Raw genomic sequence first — 20,583 nt, 5'->3', positions numbered from 1 at the left:
CTAACACTAAAGTCACAATTGGAAGAAAGAGATAAAAGGAAGTATGGATTAAATGATAGATAACTTATTGGCTATTTTGTTTCTGTGCTTCTTTTGCTTTCTGTTTTGGCAACAGCGCAGGCAATCCGAGCTTGCGAAAGCTGCCATTGCGAGAAAATGTAAAGAGCTCGACTTACAGCTATTAAGTGTTGCCTTTAGTGGTCATAAACTTAAGATGCGCCATGAGCTCACCACCATTTGGCGCTGGCACACCGTGTATCAATTTGAGTTTTCAGCGTTAGGTGATGACCTGTACCAAGGGAAACTGACCATGGTGGGCTTCCGTTCTATGCGGTTTGAGCTACAGCCTCATAGAATGTAACGTCGCAATACGCGGTATAACTATATTCATGATAAGGGCCAAACTGATCTTGTTTGGTCTCTTTAAATGCAAAGCCTAACTTTTCAAGTAACTTAATTGATGGGTTATGACCAACATTAACGGTCGCGACAACATTCGTTAGGTGTTCTTCAAAACAAACCAAACTAAAGAAAGGTTTTAGCACTTCACTAGCAAGGCCTTGATTCCAAAACTCCTTGTCCAGAATAAATCCCAGTTCATGCTTCCCTTCTTCAGACGAAACAAACAAATGCCCGAGGTATTCGCGGGTTTGGTTGTGGATAATGGCTCGGCAAAAACCAACGTTGTCGTTCAGTATTTCTTGAAATAGGTGTTTTGCAGAGGCAATAGAATGCGGCCCGTTCATTTCAGCACGATTGATGGGGCAGCAATTCAACTTGATAAAGTCATGTTCTAACTGCTCGGTATAAGGTACCAACAGCGTTCTTGAGGTTGCTATCGTCATAAAACACTCCTTGTGTTGACCATTAGCAGAAAAGCAGATGTCGCGTGCTTAGATAAAAGCTCCTGAATTAAAGAGAGCCCCTAGATAGAGAAAAAGCCTTAGGAAAAGAAAAGCCCCGACACCGAAGTGTCAGGGCTAGGGTCTTACTCGCAGCAGTCCGGCTACTAATTAATGCTCCATGCATCATCCATAATAGTGGCTGTAATCCTTCAGCTCTTTCCTTTACTTCGCCGTCCTAGCGGTGTCCAATCATCCTGAAAGCTAACAATCCTAGTTAGCGCACATCACTTGTTCCGTGAGCGGTGTCCTTTACATCGTCCTGATGCTAATCCAACCCTTTAATCCTAAAGGTGTCCATTGTCATTCCGTTGCAGCTAACTTCCTGTTAACTGACTGTATCCCTACAATGTCCTTACGCTCCATGCTTGATCACTCAATCCTAAGTAACCAAATCTTCATCCTGAAGATAACCAAATCCTTGGTGCTTTCCTGTTCCGTGTCAGAATCCTTCCGACAAGGTTTAATTTACGCGATTTAGGATTTCGGACAATAGATTTGCATCACATTTTGAATTCAAGAAAGTTGTTAATTATATGAAACAATTAAAATTCAACAACTTAACCATGTGCACATCAATCTCTCTAGCGATGTATTCGTGTTATCTCACAACCTTTGTAAGAGATCTCTCACAAGCCATGGGCGGTTTTATGATTCGCTATCATTCACCAGAGCGAGTAAAATGACTAAAGACTAAAAATGGAGATCAACATGCTGACAAAAGATGTTTCTGAAGAGTTGAAATCAGTGCTTGAAGGACTGCAAGCGCAAGGGAAAGAGCCGACAGTTGCTTTAGTTAAGGCTCGTATGAGCACATCCGTTCCGATGCCCGCTTTAATCACGACCATCAAGAGCTGGAAAAGCGCAAATCGTGTTCCTAAAGTTGAAGTCGCGACACAAGAAGAGCCAGCACTTGATCGTGTTAGCCAACTGGAAAAGCAAATCCTTGAACTCACTGCTCGCGTTGCCATGCTTGAAGCTAAACTAACTGATCAATAAGGCAACTGAGCAATAAGTTGACCGATAAATAAGCTAACAGAGAAATAGAACACTATGAAGATATGGGTTGATGCGGACGCTTGTCCAAAGGTTATCCGAGAAACAATCGTACGCGCAGCTGAGCGCACAGGGGTTGAATGTACCTTTGTGGCAAACCATCTGGTTCCCGTTCCTAAACGCAATAACATTCACTCAATTCAAGTGCCAAGCGGGTTTGATATTGCTGATGATGAAATCGTAAAGCGCACTGAACCCGGCGATCTTGTGATTACATCCGATATCCCTCTGGCTGACGAAGTGATCACTAAAGGTGGGCAAGCACTCAGCTCTCGTGGTGAGCTTTACACCAAAGAGACCATTAAAGCGCGTCTGAACATTCGTGACTTTATGGATACCATGCGCTCAAGTGGCATCCAAACGGGTGGACCAAGTGCCCTTTCTCAAACCGACCGTCGTGAGTTCGCAAACCACTTAGATAGAATTCTAGCCAAACGCTAGCTGGCTCATCCGAGCTTAACCTAGTTCTATCTCTCCATAAAAAATCAAAAAACCTGCAAACAATGCAGGTTTTTTTAATATCAATTAGAAGAAGGTTTCCCCTACTCTACAACTAAGGCGTGTAGTACGTTGCAGCGCCTGGACCTACTGGTAGACCGAATACGAATACCCATAGGTAGAACAAGATGCTCCAACCAAACATGAATACCATTGAGTAAGGCAACATTGTCGCGATCAGTGTACCGATACCTAGGTTCTTCATGTAGCGAGTTGCTACGGCAAGGATAAGACCGAAGTAGCTCATCATTGGTGTAATGATGTTGGTTGTTGAATCACCGATACGGTAAGCCGCTTGAATCGTTTCAGGTGCGTAGCCTACTAGCATTAGCATTGGAACGAAGATTGGCGCTGTTACTGCCCACTGTGCAGAAGCTGAACCGATCATCAGGTTAATGAAACCACACATTAGGATGAATGCGAAGAACAACATTGGACCCGTTAGGCCGATATCCTGAAGGAATGTTGCGCCGCCTACAGCAACCACTTGACCAAAGTTCGTCCACTTAAAGAAAGCAACAAACTGTGCAGCAAAGAATACAAGAACGATGTACATGCCCATTGAAGACATCGACGTTGCCATTGCATTAATCACATCACGGTCATTCTTCATTGAACCGGTAATTTTGCCGTAAACAAAACCAGGAATAGCAAAGAATACAAAGATAAACGCGACGATACTTTTCAGGAATGGAGAGCCTGAAATCGTGCCCGCCTCTGAACGTAGAACACCGTCAGCAGGAACAACAGTCCAAGCTAAAAGCGCACTCACGATTAATACAGCGACACCCGCCAATCTAAGGCCTTTCTTCTCAATAGCAGTAAGCTTACCCATTGAGTCATTTGAAAGATCTTCAGACGCGTCTTCGACATTGTATTTACCCAGTTTAGGTTCAACAATCTTTTCTGTTACCAATGCGCCGGCAATCGAGATAAAGAAGGTCGAAATAAACATGAAGTACCAGTTTGATTCAGGGCCAACAGAGTAAGATGGATCAAGCATTTGTGCTGCTGTTTCTGTGATACCAGAAAGCAGTGGATCAACCGTACCGATAAGTAGATTTGCAGAATAACCACCAGATACACCAGCAAATGCTGCCGCTAGACCTGCTAATGGGTGACGACCCAATGAGTGGAAAAGCATTGCTGCAAGAGGGATAAGTACTACGTAACCCAGCTCTGAAGCCGTGTTAGAGATAATACCGGCAAATACCACGGTTACAGTAACCATGCGCTGAGATGCGCCCATTACCATGCCGCGCATTGCCGCAGATAATAGACCTGAGTGCTCAGCAATCGCAACACCTAGCATTGCAACAAGTACAGTACCAAGTGGCGCAAAGCCAACAAAGTTCGAAACTAGATTCGTTACGATGAGTTGTAAGCCTTCAGCATTAAGTAAGCTTACAACGTGGATCATACCATCAGCAGCACGACCACTAGCACCTTCAGGGCGAGGGTCCATGACAGACACTTCAAAGTAACCAGCAATACCTGAAGAAACTAGGATTGCGACACAGAAGATAGCAAAAAGAGTGATTGGGTGGGGTAAAAGGTTCCCCAAATATTCAACGCTGTCTAAAAAGCGTGTGAAAATAGGTTTTTTTGGTGCGTTGTTTTTTATTGAAGCAGATGAACTCATCTGTTCCCTCCTTGTGTAGTGATTCCTGTGCAATTGTGACAAAGATGTTCAAATTGCCAGCGAAGGGTACGCGACAAAAATATCAATTAGAAATTCAAAATGTTACAAAGTGTGTAACAAACGACGACTTTTAACTCTATTTGAACAATTAATTAGCAAATAAATCTATATTAAACACAAAAACTAGATTTATAATTTACAACAACGCATTCACTAGAAATATAACTCACAATATAACCCATTGATTCACTTGAAAATAAAATACATCGTACGTTAAATGTACACTCGATATCCGGTTAAGTTCCTCTCGAAGGAAAAGAAAAACAGACAAATGAATGAAGTTTGACTTTCCCCTCGTTTTTACACACATGTCACATCATATTGACGGTTATTTTTGAACCGCTTTAAATCTTGGATTGGATTTACAGATCACATAGTGACGCCCTCTACGCTTAACTATCTGGCAATCAGGGTGACGGCTTTTCGCACTTTTAAGTGATTTAACAACTTTCATTATTTAGCTCCCTTACCTAATTGACCAAAACGACGAGTGAAGTTCGCAACGCGTCCCTCTTTATGTAGCACTCGTTGTTTGCCCGTATAGAAAGGATGCGACTTTGGCGACACCTCAATCGTGAAGTAAGGGCAAGTATTGCCGACTTCCCATTCGATAGTACGGTCTGTTTTTAGCGTTGAGCCGATTAAGAAGTACTCATCGACACTGGTGTCATGAAAAACCACGGGACGGTAATCTGGATGGATATTCGGTTTCATTGTATTCCCCTTAAATAACCAACTTGATATGTTATAACACTACAAGTGACAATTGTTATCAAAAGAAAAACAAGCGATTTTATGATATTTTTCCGTCTTAATCGTAATCAGAGAACACCCAACTATGTACACAATTGAACCTGTTGGCTTTATTGAGTCTCCTTATAAAGAGAAGTTCGCTGTGCCAAGGCAGCCCAGGTTGGTACCCACATCCACCTCAAGAGTCAGATTGGTTGATGCAGCAAACTGCCTTGAGTCTGTTCGTGATATAGAGCAATTTAGCCATGTTTGGTTACTATTTCTGTTCGACAAGAACCTTGAAGCAGGCTGGAAACCAACTGTGAGGCCACCTCGCCTTGGCGGGAATGAACGTATTGGTGTATTCGCGTCACGTGCCACATTCAGACCAAATGGAATTGGCATGTCTGCGGTTGAACTAAAAGGTGTGTCTCAAGAGAAAGGACAGACTTGGTTGGATCTCGGCAGCGTCGACTTAGTAGACGGTACACCGATCATCGACATCAAGCCTTATATCCCCTATTCAGATTCGATTCCGGATGCATTGGGAGGGTTTGCCGCCGATGAACCAGAAGTGCTCGACGTTAACTTTTCGCAGCAAGCGCAAAGTAAGCTCGCAAGCCATCCACAAGCGCGCCATATCATTCAGGTGATCAAAGAAGTATTAGGCCAAGATCCTCGCCCTGCCTATAAGAAAGGTAAGCCTGACAACAAGGAATATGCGGTAAATTTGTTCAATCTTAACGTGAAATTCGTGGTTGAAACGCTTTTCATCAATGTAACTGACATTGAACGCTTTTGAGATCCCAAATAGGCTGATATTATATGCGGCTATATCAGATTTGCTGTGGTTACGAACGACAGCAAGTTTTCTTTTATCAATGATGAAACGGATACCATAGAATGCGTACCAGTAACTACCTTCTTTCTACTCTGAAAGAGACTCCAAACGACGCAGAAGTTATCAGCCACCAGCTGATGCTACGTGCAGGTATGATCCGTAAGCTAGCTTCAGGTTTATATACTTGGCTACCTACTGGTCTACGTGTACTGCGTAAAGTCGAAAATATCGTTCGCCAAGAGATCGATAATGCAGGTGCCGTTGAAATCTTGATGCCCGTAGTTCAACCGTTTGAGCTTTGGGAAGAGACTGGCCGTTCTGAAAAGATGGGGCCTGAGCTACTTCGTTTCACAGACCGTCACTCTCGTCCATTTGTTCTTAGCCCAACAGCTGAAGAAGTGGTAACGAGTCTAGTACGTAACGAGATCAGCTCTTACAAACAGCTACCTCTAAATCTGTACCAAATCCAGACTAAATTCCGTGATGAGCGCCGCCCTCGTTTTGGCGTAATGCGTGCACGTGAATTCTCTATGATGGATGCGTACAGCTTTGATATCGACAAAGAAGGCTTAGAAAAGTCTTACCAAGCGATGCACGATGCTTACTGTAAAGCATTCGACCGTATGGGCCTTGAATACCGTCCAGTATTGGCAGACTCTGGCGCAATCGGCGGCAGCGGCTCTCAAGAGTTCCACGTTCTTGCTGAAAGCGGCGAAGACCTAATCGCATTCTCAACTGAGTCAGATTACGCAGCAAACATCGAAAAAGCAGAAGCACTTGCTCCTACTGAAGATGCAGCAGCACCAACTCAAGAGATGGAACTGGTTGATACACCAAATGCGAAAACTATCGCAGAATTGGTAGAGCAACACGGTCTAGCAATCGAGAAGACAGTTAAGACTCTATTCGTTAAAGCTTCTGATGAAGTAGACGCTGATATCATTGCTCTAATCATCCGTGGTGACCACGAGCTTAACGAAGTGAAAGCAGAAAACCTTCCACAGGTTGCTTCTCCATTAGAGATGGCTTCTGAAGAAGAAATCCGTGCACTTGTTGGCGCTGGTCCTGGTTCACTTGGCCCTGTTGGCCTAGAGCTACCATTCATCGTTGACCGCTCAGTTGCTGTAATGAGTGACTTCGGCGCTGGTGCAAACGTAGACGGTAAGCACTACTTCGGCATCAACTGGGGTCGTGACGTTGAGCTTGCTCAAGTTGAAGACCTACGTAACGTAGTTGAAGGTGACCTTAGCCCATGTGGTAAAGGTACTATCCAGCTTAAGCGTGGTATCGAAGTGGGTCACATCTTCCAACTGGGTAATACTTACTCTAAAGCAATGAACTGTAACGTGCTTGGTCCTGATGGTAAGAGCGTAATCCTAGAGATGGGTTGTTACGGTATCGGTGTTTCACGTGTTGTTGCATCTGCTATCGAGCAAAACCACGATAAATTCGGTATCACTTGGCCAGACGCACTAGCGCCGTTCCAAGTTGCTATCGTACCAATGAACATGCACAAATCTGAGCGCGTTAAAGAAGCAGCTGAGAAGCTATACGCTGAATTAACAGCTATGGGTATCGAAGTTTTATTCGATGACCGTAAAGAGCGCCCTGGTGTTATGTTTAAAGATATCGAGCTTGTGGGTATCCCTCACACTATCGTTATCGGCGATCGCAGCATGGACGAAGGTAACTTCGAATACAAAAACCGTCGTACTGGTGATAAAGAAGCTATCGCAATGGACACGGTTATCGAGCACCTTAAGGCTCAACTAGCTTAGTAATCCGATTACTGACTAGATAAACATTGAAAGGCTGCCGTTAGGTGGCCTTTTTTGTGCCTGTCATTTCGCTTCAAACTCCCTTCTATTTATCAGTAGAGTAAATAACGTAAGTTAATCCCCTGTTCATCTTTAAATCCGTATATTGGTGTCATCAACTTTTTGGACATGCTCACCATTGGAGGTATCGATGGATATCAAAAGCTTACTGAACCAAGCACTTAAATCAGATCTCGTAAAACAAGGTACTCAGCAACTTTCACAAGGGTCTTCAAGTTTAAGTGGCCTTTCTCAAGGCAGCAATAGCAAGAGTAGCAGTAAAAGTACACTCGGAGCCTTCGGTGCAGGCGCAGTTGGCGGAGGACTGTTAGGTGCGTTAATGGGCTCTAAGAAGACTAAGAAAATGGGTAAGAAAGCGGCTGGGATTGGCAGCGCAGCAGCACTGGGCGCTTTGGCTTATAAAGTCTACAACGACTACCAGTCCAAACAAGGCCAGACACCTAACGCCGAACAGGCTCAGTTTGATGAAAATGATGCAAACCACAGCGTGCTGATTCTACGATCGATAATTGCCGCGTCTAAAGCTGATGGCCATGTTGATGAAGAAGAGATGGCTAAGATAGAGCAAGCCGTCGAGAATATGGGCGCTGATTATCAACTGACTAAATTGGTCTCTGAAGAACTGCATAAGCCACTCGACCCAAGCGAAATCGCTCAACTGGCAACGTCACCTCAACAGGCGAGTGAGATCTACTTAGCCTCTTTGATTGTGGCCGACGAACAGAATTTCATGGAAAAGGCGTACCTGAAAGAGCTCGCGAAACAGCTCAATCTTGCTGATGAAGTCACCTATCAACTTGAACAACAAGTCTCTGGCTAATCGGCAAGTACCAAACGAAGCCGTAAAGAACGGCCTAAGCAGCGAGCTAACCAAGTGAGATATTGAGCAAGGACAAACTAACTCTGAACTTAATCAGATCCACTTTGTTTTTGCTTATCTCTATGTGTATATTGAGATCAGTTATCATTTGGTTAGGTATAAAAATGAAAGTATACGATTGTTGTGATTTGGTGCGTGAACTGTATTCTCAAATTGGCAGTGGCGACCAAGGCTATATCCCTAAAGCGATCACCTGCGCAGTAAAAACATTGAATGACCTTGCTGCCGATGAGTCTCTTCCTAAAGAAGCTCGTGAACGTGCAGCCTTTGCCGCTGCTAACTTACTGATTTCAGATTTCGAGGACTAATATGAACCTCGCTAACTTTGAAAAAATGGATCCAGTGATGTTGATGAGCATCGTCAACATGAAGCTTCGTGACGACTTCGGCGGTGATTTAGATCGAGTGGTCAACTTCTACGAGATCGACAAAGCAGCATTGATCGCAAAGCTCGCGTCTGCTGGTTTTGAGTATCTTCCAGAAGCTAAACAGTTTCGATAGTCGTTAAAAAAATCTTCCTATTTAAAGGCCAACCTCTGTGTTGGTCTTTTTTTTGGTGATACGTAACAAGCAAACATGCAGCAAACCCGTTATAAATTATCTGTCTGCACCTATACTTTTATATCTTAGAGTCAACGAACGCGCCTTGAACCAAAGCGTATTGTTGTATAGGCTACCCAAACTAGCATATAAAACTCATCACCCAACTTGATGATAGTGAAGGATTAACAATGAAAAGACTCGGACTTTTAGCCGTTATCGCAGCCGCAGGTTGCGCTTCAAATACTCAGCAAGACAACTTTCGCGAAGCCTCTTTTGAGCTGTGTAATACTGAAGTCGATATTTACTCTGTAAGCCATGATGAACGAGTTCGCATCGTCTGCTCTGATGGCTCTAAATTCGCTTTGAACAGCGAAGATACACTAGAAGTAATGCGTGATATCAACATCGACTACTGCGATGGCGAAGGCTTAGGCAAATTCAACGAGAGCCGCCACTATTACTCATTCAAGTGTAAGTCAGGCACCCTACTTAGCATCAAAAAGTAGAATCGACACTACCAAATACCAAAGGGTTAATGTGAAAGCATTAACCCTTTTTAATACCCGCTTTTCTTTACTCTTAATCCCAAATCCACCAGCCACCAGATACAAAAAATAGCTCCTTTAAAGAAGCCTCTAGTATCATTGCTTTTCAAAGTAGTTGTTTGAAATTCTAAGAGAGCACGCAGAGATTACGGGTGTAAGTGAGCATGCTCGACAACAATTTTAAAACTTCCAAGTACAAAAAAGGCCCCTATTAAGGAGCCTCTAGTATCAATATTTTTCAAAGTAGTTGTTTGAAATTCTAGGAGAGCACGCGGAGCTTACGAATGTAAATGAGCACCTTTGACACAGAAATTAAGCTATTTGAGCCAGAAAAATTAAGCGTAAACAGGTAGACGCTTACAGATCTCTAGTACTTTTGCTTTAGTCGCTTCGATAACAGACTCATCACCCATGTTATCTAGGATGTCACAGATCCAACCTGCTAGCTCTTTCGCGTCTGCTTCTGAGAAACCGCGACGAGTGATAGAAGGAGAACCGATACGGATACCTGAAGTAACGAATGGGCTACGTGGGTCGTTTGGTACTGAGTTCTTGTTTACAGTGATGTTTGCTGCACCTAGTGCTGCATCTGCTTCTTTACCTGTGATGTCTTTGTTGATTAGGTCAACTAGGAACAGGTGGTTCTCTGTAGAACCTGAAACGATGTTGTAACCACGAGCTAGGAATTCAGCAACCATTGCTTTTGCGTTAGCAACAACGCGTGCTTGGTATTCTTTGAACTCTGGCTCTAGAGCTTCTTTGAACGCTACTGCTTTACCAGCGATAACGTGCATTAGAGGACCACCTTGGCCGCCTGGGAATACTGCTGAGTTCAGCTTCTTGTAAAGATCTTCGCCTTCGTTAGAAAGGATTAGACCACCACGAGGACCCGCAAGCGTTTTGTGCGTCGTTGTAGTTACTACGTGAGCGTGTGGCACTGGGTTCGGGTAAACGCCTGCAGCGATTAGACCTGCTACGTGAGCCATATCTACGAACAGGTAAGCACCTACTTTGTCAGCGATTTCACGCATGCGCTTCCAATCACAGATTTGAGAGTAAGCAGAGAAACCACCGATGATCATCTTAGGCTTGTTCTCGATAGCCAGCTTTTCCATCTCTTCGTAATCGATTTGACCCGCTTCATCGATACCGTAAGGGATAATGTTGTAAAGCTTACCAGAGAAGTTTACTGGAGAACCGTGAGTTAGGTGACCACCGTGTGCTAGGCTCATACCTAGAACCGTATCGCCTGCATTTAGTAGTGCCATGTATACAGCGTTATTTGCTTGAGAACCTGAGTGAGGCTGTACGTTTGCGTACTCTGCACCAAATAGTTCACATGCACGTTCAATTGCTAGAGTTTCAACTTTGTCTACGTACTCACAACCACCGTAGTAACGCTTGCCTGGGTAGCCTTCAGCGTATTTGTTTGTTAGCTGAGAACCTTGAGCTTCCATTACACGTGGGCTTGTGTAGTTTTCTGAAGCGATAAGTTCGATATGCTCTTCCTGACGAAGAGTTTCTTCTTGGATAGCTGCGAATAGATCCGCATCGTAATCAGCAATGTTCATGTCACGCTTAAGCATCTGTATCTCCTGACTCAGATTGTACTGAAAGTTTCAAAAAAACCACACAACGACCGAAAGCAAACGTTTCCGTCACCGTTTTGATGTGACGCATTCTACATAATTTGACCTAGGTCATAAAGAGCTAATTGCAATTTTATCATGCAGTTTTTTCATAATCACAAATAAGATTCATCATGGTTATTTGGCTTATCCAACCAAAGATGGCGCTTACTGTCAATTTTACGCTTTACACCCTGTAAAACGCAGATTACATAGGTTTACCTTAATTTTGCCCCTCAAGCTACCGAAAGCTAAGGTTTTTCTCTACTATGCACGCCTTTATTGGTTAGGTAATTATAAAAACGATGGAAAAACACTCACGTAAAGAAGATTGGGTAGCGATTCTCACTGGCACGTTTTTAGTGGCGTTAGGCGTCTTCTTTTTACAGTCAGCGAACCTGCTTACCGGGGGCACTACTGGCTTGGCTCTGCTTTTGAGTCAATTCTTGCCTGTAACCTTTGGTATTTTGTACTTTGTTGCCAATTGTCCATTCTATTTATTAGCATGGAAACGATTCGGCCGTAGCTTTGCTATTAGCAGTGCGATTTCTGGTGCTTTAGTGTCTGTGTTTGCCGATCATTTATACTTAGTTATCTCGCTAGAAGTTCATAACGAGATCTATTGTGCTGTTGCCGGCGGCTTACTAATGGGCTTAGGTATGCTAATCCTATTCCGTCACCGCTCAAGTCTGGGTGGCTTCAACGTACTGTGCTTGTTTATCCAAGACCGCTACGGTATCTCGGTAGGCAAAACACAAATGGGTATTGATGCGTGTATTCTGTTTGCATCGTTCTTCTTCGTGTCACCTTGGGTGATTGCCGTATCTGTATTAGGCACCGCAGTATTGAACATCGTATTGGCAATGAACCACAAACCAACTCGCTACTCGGTGAATTACGCGTCTTAAAGTTCATTACCTGCTCTGTCGTTGCTGGCACTCGATGCTCAAACTTCTAGCAAGTAGACTCGAGGCACGATATTCCAGCCATCACTAAAACAAAAAAGGCTTTGGGAAGCACTCCAAAGCCTTTGTAGAAGCCTAATCTTTTAAGGGGAATCAAAATTAGGCTCATTGAAATGAAACAAGGTTACCCTTCAATCAAGAGAATACGAGTCTCGTAAGGACGTAACACTTGATGATGTAATGCAACTGAAGTGTTCGCTTGTTGATAGTTAGACAACAGACTCTTCGCCTTAGTCATATCAAAACGTTCCGGTAAAACGCACTCCGCCTCTTCACCATAATAGTTGTTAATACACAGCAAGGTTTGCCCTTCGTTCTCACGTGCATATGCAAAAATGGATGAGTGATCAGGTAATAGATCTTGATAGCTGCCATCTGTAATCACTGGCACTTGTTTACGTAACTCAATCAAACTCTTATAGAAATAGAAAACAGAGTCTTTGTCTTCCAGTGCTTGCTCAGCGTTAATCCCAGGGTAATTATTCGCTACATCAAGCCATGGCTGAGCTTGTGAGAACCCTGCGTAAGGCTCACTGTTCCATTGCATTGGTGTACGAGAGTTATCACGAGACTTCTGCGCCAAAATCGCCATCATATCTTCATGAGCCACACCATCACGGTTCACCATGATGTCGTACATATTGGTACTCTCAACATCACGATACTGGCTGATGTCAGTATAGCCAGGGTTGGTCATACCAATCTCTTCACCTTGATAGATATAAGGTGTGCCCTGCATCATGTGGACAGAAGCGGCGAGCATCTTGGCTGATTCAACGCGATATTGCTGATCGTTACCTAAGCGACTCACCACTCTTGGTTGGTCGTGGTTACACCAGAATAGTGCGCCCCACCCTTTGCCATTCAATCCCGTTTGCCAGTGGTTAAAGATCGATTTGAGCTGTAAGAAATCAAACGGCGCATTGGTCCACTTCTCACCATTGGTGTAATCGACCTTAAGGTGGTGGAAGTTAAACACCATCGATAGCTCACTGTTATCAACGTTTGAGTATTGCTGGCAGTGTTCCAACGTGGTTGAAGACATCTCGCCTACGGTCACGCTGCCGTACTTCTGAAATACGGCTTCGCTGATCTCTTTCAGGTATTCGTGTACACGTGGACCATCGGTATAGAAACGACGGCCATCACCGATATCATCATTAGGAAAGTCTTGCTGCTTCGAAATCAGGTTGATCACATCCAAGCGGAAACCATCAACGCCCTTTTCTGCCCAAAAGCTGATAACGTCTTTCACTTCTTCACGTACAACCGGGTTCTCCCAGTTGAGGTCAGCCTGTTCTTTGGCGAATAAGTGTAGGAAGTATTGCCCAGTCGCCTCATCTAGTTCCCACGCATTACCACCGAACTTAGACTGCCAGTTAGTTGGTGCTTGACCATCTACGGGATCTTTCCAAATATAGTAATCGCGGTAAGAGCTGTTTTTGTCGCCCAAAGCAGATTGAAACCATGCATGCTCTGTCGAGGTGTGGTTTACCACGATATCCATCACGATACGGATACCACGTTGGTGCGCTTCAGACAGCAATAAGTCGAAGTCTTCCATGGTGCCGAATTGAGGATTAATCGCGTAGTAGTCTGAGATATCGTAACCATTATCGATCATAGGAGATGCGTAAACCGGGGTTAGCCAAATCGCATCGACACTCAAATGTTTGAGGTAATCCAGTTTCGAAATGATCCCTTTGATGTCGCCAGTACCTTTACTGCCACTGTCGCAGAAGCTCTTTGGGTAGATTTGATAGATGGTTGCGGTTTTCCACCAGCTTTCATCATGTTCAGTCATCGCCATCTCTAACACTCACTTACCAGAAAATATAAAATAAAAATCACCATGTGAATCATGGTCGAATAGCCGTTATAACTAAAAGAAAAAGCTATAACTAAGAGAAAAAGCGATAACTCATTTTGGAGTCATCGCTTATTCAATGCATTACGCGTTGGCGGTTTCTAGCTCGCCTTTCATCTGTGCTCGTTTATAGAAAAACAATGTCAGCATTATCGGCAGTACAACCGCCACCAGCATCGCGACTAAGTAAATCGACCAATATTGAGGTTGAATCGATAGGATGCCCGGCAAGCCGCCGACACCGATACCATTCGCCATCACACCTGCGCTGCCACAAATCGCGGCTGCAACAGCACTACCAATCATTGCGCTCAGCATTGGGAATTTGTATTTAAGGTTAATACCGTACATCGCAGGCTCTGTTACACCTAAGTAGGCTGAGATTGCCGCAGGAACCGAGATATCTCGTTCACCTTCACGCTTACTCAAGATAATGATGCCGACTACTGCCGATGCTTGTGCAATGTTTGATAGTGCAATCAAAGGCCAAATTGGTGTCCCGCCTAAGTCTTGCATCAGTTGCAGATCCACCGCGTTGGTGGTGTGGTGAATACCCGTGATAACCAAAGGTGCGTATAGGAAACCAAAAACCACTGAACCAAGAATCGCAAAATCACCTGTCATTGCAGCTTTAGCCGCGAATGCCACACCATCGCCTAACATACGACCGAATGGGCCAATGAAAGCGTGCGCTAGAATCACAGACAAAATAATCGATACAAATGGCACAACCACTAGGTACAAGTAAGCAGGGACGATACGCTTAAGATTGGTTTCAATGAACGCCAAAGCCACACCCGCTAACATCGCTGGGATCACCTGAGCCTGATAACCGACCTTCTCAATCACGAACAGCCCAAAATCCCATACCTCAGGTACCGATTTACCTATCATGTATGCGTTCATGAGTTGTGGTGAAACTAAGGTCACACCGAGCGTGATACCCAAAATAGGGGTTCCGCCAAGCTTCTTAACCGTAGCCCAACACACGCCAACCGGTAGGAAGAAGAAAATAGCTTCGCCGATCAACCATAAGAAAGAGTGAACGGTTGCCCAGAATTGACTGATTTCAACGAGGGTTTTGCCGTCGAACATGCGAATGTCGCCAATCACATTACGGAAACCAAGAATCAAACCACCTGTAATGATGGCAGGCAGCAGTGGTACGAAAATTTCGGCTAAATGGGAGATACCACGCTCAAGGAAGTTCATGTTTTGACGAGCAGCCAGCTTCGCCTCATCTTTTGATGATGCCTCTTTACCTGTCTGTTCAATCAGAAGTGCGTACACTTCATCAACTTCAGTGCCAATCACAACTTGGAATTGGCCTGCATTAGTAAAACAGCCTTTTACTAGCTTCAGTTTTTCGAGTTCAGCTTTGTTGGCCTGCTCTGTATCGTTCAATACAAAACGCAGTCGAGTCAGACAGTGGCTGACACTCGCAATGTTTTCATTACCACCGACTAACTCGATAAGACGCGCAACGTCTTGCTTCGCTATCTTACTCATACTACCCCACCCTGGTTTCATTCAATTACTCATCTAAACCATGCAAGCTATAATCACTCAGACTTAGATTTATGGGAACATTCCCAATTACGGTTATTATAATGCCCGTATGAATGATAAATTAAAATGGGAACAATCCCATTAATTGAAAGAGATCACACTCTAATTTTAATCTAAGCCGTTCAATTTCGCTTAATTGAGTGGATTATAGAATAGGAGATTGCGTATGATGAGAGATCTCTGAATTGCCTAAAAGCTGAGAGATCAATAGATTAGCAGCCAACTTACCTGCAGATTGGTAACCAGGATCAATGCTAAATACTCGTGGGAATAAGAAAGAGAGAAGATCATTACCACCAACGCCAGTGACGACCACATCTTCACGTTGTAGTTCTTGCAGACGCTTGATTACACCAAGAGCCAGCGTATCACTGGCACAAACGATCGCTTGAGTCGCGGGAGTTAACACCTCATCCACCAGCTGATAAGCACTTTCGTGATGAAGTTGACCAGTACGATAGTTTGCCACTGAACCTGTGTTTTCACACCAATCGAGATAAGCCTTAAGACGCAGTTCACCGGTTGATTTATCACTAGGATCAACCCCGATAAAGCCAATGTCAGAGATCCCTTGATCCGATAAATGCACCAACGCACTATTGATCACCTGTTGGTTATCATAGTTAATCGACGTCACGTTCTCGGTATCCAGAGCAATCACCACCGCTTTGTGTTCCCAAGCTTCGATTGCCGGAATATCGCAGTCAGTAAAACCAAATACAATAATGCCATCAACGTTACGACGCTTTAGAACTTGCAGGTGCTCATTGGCTTTATCTCTATCAAGTTGGCTTTCCATGATCACGACATCGTAATCCGCTCGATACAACTCGGCCAGCATCGTGCTAACGGCTTTGTTTTCAGAGGGAGAGTCCAAACGAGAGATAATCACGCCGATGACTTTTTGGCTGCCACCGCGCATCGATTGCGCAGATTTTGAAGGCGTGTACCCAGATTCTTGAATTACTCTTTCCACCCTTTCACGGGTTTCAGGTTTCACTTTTGGATCATTGGTCAGAACGCGTGATACGGTTGACTTACCAACACCGGACAGCTTTGCAATATCAAGAATAGTGAGTTTTTTGCTCATAAAAAGTCTAACGTTAAAGGGAAGAGAAGAAAAAGTGAGGGTAGATTCCCTCACTTAACTGTTTGTAAATACTAGCAGTTCTTACTATGACTTACTTTTGGCAATTTCGATAGACTACGCGACCAAGTTCTAGACGCGCATTGTCACCTTTCGTGCGCAAAGTGATGCTGTTAATCATCTCTGAAGTGCCATCATCTAAGATGTATTTGGTTCCTGAGCCCGCTGGAACTTGAGTCAGGCGGTATTCATTATCAGGCAAGCGTAGTACCGCTTTTTCATTATCAAGGTAAGACACATCAAACGAGACGTCAGACTCACATTGATAAGTCGCGAATTGATCATTCGATGTTGCGCTATCAGTCTCAGGGGCTGCTGATTTAGAGCACCCAACCAATGCTACTGTACATAGAGATGCTACCAACATAGCTTTCATACTTCGTTCCTCATCTTTATATAGTCAACGACACTTAGCCTATTCACAGGTTCGAACAAACCTAATGTAAGTGCCTAATGATAGGTCCATACCTTAGTGATAAATAAAACGTTTAGCCTTTTAAGAAAGCGGGTACGTCTTTAATGCTATCAAGTACCACGCTAGCCAACGCTTCACCTTTTTCAGTGATGGGTTTACCCGTTCTTACCAAGACTTTAGTACCAACACCTGCTGCTTCTGCAGCCATCATGTCTTCCGCTTTATCGCCGATCATGACCGAGTTAGCCATATCAATCTTCAGAAAGTCACGAGCAGAAATGAACATGCCTGGCTTTGGCTTACGACATTCACAATCTTGCTTGTAGTCACCAATACCGTGCTCAGCGTGGTGAGGACAGTAATAAATGCCATCGAGCTCGACACCATTATCAACAAAGTTCCAATCCATCCACTGCGTTAAAGAAAGAAAACGGTCTTCACTAAACATGCCGCGAGCAATACCAGATTGGTTGGTCACTAGCACCAATAAATAACCCATATCTTTAAACGCTTTCGCCGCTTCAAACACACCATCGATGTATTCAAAGTCATGCTCATCATGTACGTAGCCGTGATCAACGTTAATCACTCCATCACGATCTAAAAAAACAGCAGGTTTAGACAAAATTTTGTTCTCTATCAACTCTCTATTAATCATTAATTATTACACGCTTTATTTGCTTCATCACTATCTATTTAGTTTTGCGTTCGTTAACGATTTGTTTCTAGCTTAGCCATACAATCGACGTTTAGCCGTCTAGACGTAAAAATATCTATTGACTTAGATCATAGAACACCATAGCATCGTCTGTAAATCGAGCGAGCTATCGACATATTATTCTGTTCTACCTGCACGGGTTTCTCTATGATTAAAGTGAATCAAGTCAACAAGGTTTTTTATCAAGGCACTAAAGAAATCAATGCCTTAATTGATATCAACCTCCACATTCCTCAAGGTCAAATCTTTGGAGTCATCGGCTCTTCTGGTGCAGGCAAAAGTACCCTGATCCGTTGTGTAAATATGTTGGAAGCTCCGACCTCTGGTGAAGTGATTGTTGACGGTATCGACCTAACAAAACTCAGCAAATCAGAACTTAGCGAAGCGCGCCGTAACATCGGCATGATATTCCAGCACTTCAACCTGCTGTCTTCTCGTACTGTATTTAGCAATGTAGCACTGCCTCTAGAACTTGCTGGTAAAGATAAAGCGATTATTGAAGCGAAAGTCAGCGAGTTACTTGAACTGGTTGGCCTTGCTGATAAGCGTGACACCTACCCGGCAAACCTAAGTGGTGGTCAAAAGCAGCGTGTGGCGATTGCTCGCGCACTGGCCTCTGACCCGAAAGTACTGCTATGTGATGAAGCCACCAGCGCATTGGATCCAGCAACAACTCAATCTATCCTTGAGCTGCTGCGTGAAATCAACCGCAAGCTGAACATCACTATCCTGCTTATTACACACGAGATGGATGTGGTTAAAAGCATTTGTCACGAGGTTGCGATCATTGGCGGCGGTGAATTGGTAGAGAAAGGTACAGTCGGTGACATCTTTGCTCATCCGAAGACAGAGCTAGCGCATCAGTTTATTCGCTCAACGTTGGATCTGACGATCCCTGAAGATTACCAAGCACGTTTGCAAGAGACTCGCGTAAACAGCAGCTACCCGCTGGTGCGTCTTGAGTTTACTGGTGCAACGGTTGATGCTCCGCTAATGACGCAAATCGCACGTAAATTCAATATCGATGTCAGCATCTTAAGTTCTGACCTTGATTACGCCGGTGGCGTGAAGTTCGGCATGATGGTCGCTGAACTGTTCGGTAATGAAGCAGATGATAATGCTGCTATCCAATTCCTACGCGACAACAATGTAAAAGTAGAGGTGCTTGGTTATGTCCTTTAGTTTCAACGAGATTGCTGACTGGATCAGCCTTAACGGTAACCTTCTATTAGGCGCAACAGGCGAAACGCTTTACATGGTTGCTGTTGCAGGCATTGTTGGCTTCGCGGTCGGTATTCCACTAGGCGTGATTCTGCATACGACTAAAAAAGGTGGCCTGTTAGAGAACACCAAAGTAAACAAGATTCTAGGTGCGATTGTGAACGTGGGTCGTTCAGTACCTTTCTTAGTTTTGATGGTTGCGATTATTCCACTGACTAAGATGCTGATTGGCACCTTCATCGGTACAACAGCAGCGATTGTTCCACTGACGATTGGCGCTATCCCATTCGTGGCTCGACTTATCGAAAGTGCACTACTTGAAGTACCAACAGGTCTAGTGGAAGCGGCCCAATCAATGGGCGCAACACCAACACAAATCATCAATAAGGTTCTGCTTCCAGAAGCACTACCGACTATCATCAACTCAGTAACGATTACGCTAGTGACTCTGGTGAGCTACTCAGCAATGGCCGGTACTGTAGGCGGAGGTGGCCTAGGTGATGTCGCGATTCGTTACGGATTCCACCGCTACGATGTGACCATCATGGCTGTGACAGTAGTGATGTTGATTGTGCTGGTACAAATTATTCAATCAATCGGTGATTCATTAGTTCGCCGTGTTGACCACAGATAAAGACTCACACATAAAGAGTAGAGTCGTCTGAACCTAATTAAATAGATTTATTAAAAGGAGATTATTATGAAATTTAACCTTAAAGGTTTACTAACTATCGCAGCAGCAGCTTCAGCGCTAGTTCTAGCAGGTTGTGGCGATAAAGAAGTGGATACTTCTAAAGTAAAAGTTGGCGTAATGGCAGGTGCAGAAGCGCAAGTTGCTGAAGTGGCAGCTAAAGTAGCGAAAGAGAAATACGGCCTAGACGTTGAACTGGTTACTTTCACGGATTACGTAACACCAAACGCAGCTCTAGATGATGGTTCTATCGACATCAACGCATTCCAACACGCACCGTACCTAGATCAGCAAGTGGCTGACCGTGGCTACAAGCTAACTATCGCTGGTAACACGTTTGTTTACCCAATTGCGGGTTACTCTAAAGAAGTGAAATCGGTAGACGAAATCCAAGACGGTGCTCGTATTGCTGTACCAAACGACCCTACAAACCTAGGTCGCTCTCTACTTCTTCTTGAGCAACAAGGTCTTCTTGAACTTCGTGAAGGCGCAGGTCTTCTAGCTACAGTTCGCGACATCGTGGGTAACCCTAAGAACCTAACGATTGTTGAACTAGACGCAGCTCAACTGCCACGTTCTCTTGATGATGTTGCTCTATCTATCATCAACACAACTTACGCGAGCTCTATCAACCTGACTCCACAAAAAGATGGCGTATTCGTTGAAGACAAAGATTCTCCTTACGTAAACCTAATCGTTTCTCGTGAAGACAACCTAAACGCTGAAAACGTACAAAACTTCGTTAAAGCTTACCAAACTGAAGAAGTGTACAACGCAGCTTCTGACATCTTCCAAGGTGGCGTCGTTAAAGGTTGGTAATCAACT

Annotated in this window: 23 protein-coding genes; 13 read left to right on the top strand and 10 right to left on the bottom strand. The window is 44.1% G+C overall.

Going from position 1 to position 20,583, the window contains the following annotated elements; all coding sequences use genetic code 11:
* Positions 1–52: 52 nt before the first annotated feature.
* On the top strand, positions 53–361 hold the full coding sequence (locus tag AB4167_RS16070) for a DUF3301 domain-containing protein (RefSeq protein WP_019821602.1): 309 nt from the start codon (positions 53–55) through the stop codon (positions 359–361).
* Here AB4167_RS16070 and AB4167_RS16065 read toward each other — a convergent pair.
* The gene (locus AB4167_RS16065) at positions 327–845 is read right to left on the bottom strand and encodes a GNAT family N-acetyltransferase (RefSeq protein WP_017060749.1); all 519 of its coding nucleotides are present in this window, start codon (positions 843–845) and stop codon (positions 327–329) included. The genes AB4167_RS16070 and AB4167_RS16065 overlap by 35 nt on opposite strands.
* 768 nt (positions 846–1,613) lie before the next feature.
* On the opposite strand from AB4167_RS16065, the gene AB4167_RS16060 reads away from it, so the two are divergent.
* Positions 1,614–1,901, top strand: a complete 288-nt coding sequence (locus tag AB4167_RS16060; protein ID WP_017069390.1) for a hypothetical protein — start codon at positions 1,614–1,616, stop codon at positions 1,899–1,901.
* A 54-nt stretch (positions 1,902–1,955) separates the two neighbouring features.
* Positions 1,956–2,399, top strand: a complete 444-nt coding sequence (locus AB4167_RS16055; protein ID WP_017063355.1) for a YaiI/YqxD family protein — start codon at positions 1,956–1,958, stop codon at positions 2,397–2,399.
* Positions 2,400–2,511: 112 nt separating this feature from the next.
* Here the strand turns inward: AB4167_RS16055 and AB4167_RS16050 are convergent, their stop codons facing one another.
* From AB4167_RS16050 to AB4167_RS16040, 3 genes are all read right to left on the bottom strand, one after another.
* A complete protein-coding gene (locus tag AB4167_RS16050; protein WP_010436458.1) occupies positions 2,512–4,098 on the bottom strand; it encodes an AbgT family transporter in 1,587 nt (528 codons plus the stop codon).
* 388 nt (positions 4,099–4,486) lie between these two features.
* The gene (gene ykgO / locus AB4167_RS16045) at positions 4,487–4,612 is read right to left on the bottom strand and encodes a type B 50S ribosomal protein L36 (RefSeq protein ID WP_010436457.1); all 126 of its coding nucleotides are present in this window, start codon (positions 4,610–4,612) and stop codon (positions 4,487–4,489) included.
* Complete coding sequence (locus AB4167_RS16040; RefSeq protein WP_136982694.1) at positions 4,612–4,872, bottom strand: type B 50S ribosomal protein L31; 261 nt, start codon at positions 4,870–4,872, stop codon at positions 4,612–4,614. Before AB4167_RS16040 ends, ykgO begins: the two co-directional genes overlap by 1 nt.
* A 124-nt stretch (positions 4,873–4,996) precedes the next feature.
* Here AB4167_RS16040 and tsaA point away from each other — a divergent pair, with 124 nt between their 5' ends.
* From tsaA to AB4167_RS16010, 6 genes are all read left to right on the top strand, one after another.
* The gene (gene tsaA, locus AB4167_RS16035) at positions 4,997–5,692 is read left to right on the top strand and encodes a tRNA (N6-threonylcarbamoyladenosine(37)-N6)-methyltransferase TrmO (RefSeq protein WP_017063354.1); all 696 of its coding nucleotides are present in this window, start codon (positions 4,997–4,999) and stop codon (positions 5,690–5,692) included.
* A gap of 101 nt (positions 5,693–5,793) precedes the next feature.
* On the top strand, positions 5,794–7,509 hold the full coding sequence (locus AB4167_RS16030; protein WP_102428248.1) for a proline--tRNA ligase: 1,716 nt from the start codon (positions 5,794–5,796) through the stop codon (positions 7,507–7,509).
* Between the two features lie 190 nt (positions 7,510–7,699).
* Positions 7,700–8,389, top strand: a complete 690-nt coding sequence (locus AB4167_RS16025) for a tellurite resistance TerB family protein (protein ID WP_372083583.1) — start codon at positions 7,700–7,702, stop codon at positions 8,387–8,389.
* 164 nt (positions 8,390–8,553) lie between these two features.
* Positions 8,554–8,757 carry a YaeP family protein gene (locus AB4167_RS16020; protein WP_008222923.1) on the top strand — a complete coding sequence of 68 codons (204 nt, stop codon included), beginning with the start codon at positions 8,554–8,556 and terminating at the stop codon, positions 8,755–8,757.
* Position 8,758: 1 nt separating this feature from the next.
* Entirely contained in the window at positions 8,759–8,950 is a 192-nt protein-coding gene (locus AB4167_RS16015; protein ID WP_004738555.1) for a DUF4250 domain-containing protein, read from the top strand.
* 230 nt (positions 8,951–9,180) lie between these two features.
* A complete protein-coding gene (locus AB4167_RS16010) occupies positions 9,181–9,498 on the top strand; it encodes a hypothetical protein (protein ID WP_136982691.1) in 318 nt (105 codons plus the stop codon).
* Positions 9,499–9,872: 374 nt separating this feature from the next.
* Here the strand turns inward: AB4167_RS16010 and glyA are convergent, their stop codons facing one another.
* Entirely contained in the window at positions 9,873–11,123 is a 1,251-nt protein-coding gene (glyA, locus tag AB4167_RS16005; RefSeq protein WP_017066387.1) for a serine hydroxymethyltransferase, read from the bottom strand.
* Between the two features lie 347 nt (positions 11,124–11,470).
* Between glyA and AB4167_RS16000 the strand changes: the two genes are divergently transcribed.
* Positions 11,471–12,073, top strand: coding sequence for a YitT family protein (locus tag AB4167_RS16000; RefSeq protein ID WP_017060757.1), 603 nt, complete (start codon positions 11,471–11,473; stop codon positions 12,071–12,073).
* A 181-nt stretch (positions 12,074–12,254) separates the two neighbouring features.
* Here the strand turns inward: AB4167_RS16000 and treC are convergent, their stop codons facing one another.
* From treC to gmhB, 5 genes are all read right to left on the bottom strand, one after another.
* The gene (treC, locus tag AB4167_RS15995; protein ID WP_372136749.1) at positions 12,255–13,940 is read right to left on the bottom strand and encodes an alpha,alpha-phosphotrehalase; all 1,686 of its coding nucleotides are present in this window, start codon (positions 13,938–13,940) and stop codon (positions 12,255–12,257) included.
* 141 nt (positions 13,941–14,081) lie between these two features.
* Complete coding sequence (gene treB, locus AB4167_RS15990) at positions 14,082–15,506, bottom strand: PTS trehalose transporter subunit IIBC (protein WP_372136748.1); 1,425 nt, start codon at positions 15,504–15,506, stop codon at positions 14,082–14,084.
* 205 nt (positions 15,507–15,711) lie between these two features.
* On the bottom strand, positions 15,712–16,656 hold the full coding sequence (gene treR / locus AB4167_RS15985; protein WP_372136747.1) for a trehalose operon repressor TreR: 945 nt from the start codon (positions 16,654–16,656) through the stop codon (positions 15,712–15,714).
* Positions 16,657–16,747: 91 nt separating this feature from the next.
* Entirely contained in the window at positions 16,748–17,089 is a 342-nt protein-coding gene (locus tag AB4167_RS15980) for an MliC family protein (protein ID WP_017060761.1), read from the bottom strand.
* Positions 17,090–17,201: 112 nt separating this feature from the next.
* On the bottom strand, positions 17,202–17,786 hold the full coding sequence (gmhB, locus tag AB4167_RS15975; RefSeq protein ID WP_017060762.1) for a D-glycero-beta-D-manno-heptose 1,7-bisphosphate 7-phosphatase: 585 nt from the start codon (positions 17,784–17,786) through the stop codon (positions 17,202–17,204).
* A 207-nt stretch (positions 17,787–17,993) separates the two neighbouring features.
* Here gmhB and metN point away from each other — a divergent pair, with 207 nt between their 5' ends.
* The 3 genes from metN to AB4167_RS15960 all read left to right on the top strand — a co-directional run bounded on the left by metN (position 17,994) and on the right by AB4167_RS15960 (position 20,577).
* Positions 17,994–19,028 carry a methionine ABC transporter ATP-binding protein MetN gene (metN, locus tag AB4167_RS15970; RefSeq protein ID WP_372136746.1) on the top strand — a complete coding sequence of 345 codons (1,035 nt, stop codon included), beginning with the start codon at positions 17,994–17,996 and terminating at the stop codon, positions 19,026–19,028.
* A complete protein-coding gene (locus tag AB4167_RS15965) occupies positions 19,018–19,701 on the top strand; it encodes a methionine ABC transporter permease (protein WP_017060764.1) in 684 nt (227 codons plus the stop codon). Before metN ends, AB4167_RS15965 begins: the two co-directional genes overlap by 11 nt.
* Positions 19,702–19,767: 66 nt before the next feature.
* On the top strand, positions 19,768–20,577 hold the full coding sequence (locus tag AB4167_RS15960) for a MetQ/NlpA family lipoprotein (protein WP_017060765.1): 810 nt from the start codon (positions 19,768–19,770) through the stop codon (positions 20,575–20,577).
* Positions 20,578–20,583: the final 6 nt, after the last annotated feature.

Source organism: Vibrio sp. 10N.286.49.E11 (assembly GCF_041469505.1).
Classification (GTDB): domain Bacteria; phylum Pseudomonadota; class Gammaproteobacteria; order Enterobacterales; family Vibrionaceae; genus Vibrio; species Vibrio crassostreae_C.
This window is presented reverse-complemented; position numbering and strand designations above follow the sequence as displayed.